This is a genomic window from Mesorhizobium sp. M1A.T.Ca.IN.004.03.1.1 (assembly GCF_003997555.1).
GTDB lineage: Bacteria > Pseudomonadota > Alphaproteobacteria > Rhizobiales > Rhizobiaceae > Mesorhizobium.
Map to the genome: position 1 here is coordinate 1 of NZ_RZTV01000215.1, position 279 is coordinate 279.

General features: G+C 68.8%; 1 protein-coding gene. It reads right to left on the reverse strand.

Translation table 11 applies throughout. From position 1 onward, the window contains the following. On the reverse strand, window positions 1–279 hold a 279-nt coding region (locus EOD29_RS31405), incomplete at both ends, for a PQQ-binding-like beta-propeller repeat protein (RefSeq protein ID WP_164763927.1).

Consider the following 279-nt stretch of genomic DNA (forward strand, 5'->3'; position numbering starts at 1 on the left):
GGCGGAGTCGAGCGCGAACAATACCCCTCCGGAGGCGCCGAACACCAATCCGCCGGCGGTCGCGAGCAGGCCGCTGTAACCGGAGTCCTTCGCCCAGGGGGAACGGAATTCCCACTTCCTCTCCCCGGTCGCGGCATCGAGCGCGCGCACGGCCCGCACGGGCGGAGCAGCCCAGGCGGCCCCGCTTCCGACAAACAGTCCTCCCTGCCCTCGATCGACCCTGTCCGCATCGGTCTTCGTAAAAATCGATGCCCCCTCGGTCGTCGGCACGAAGACCAG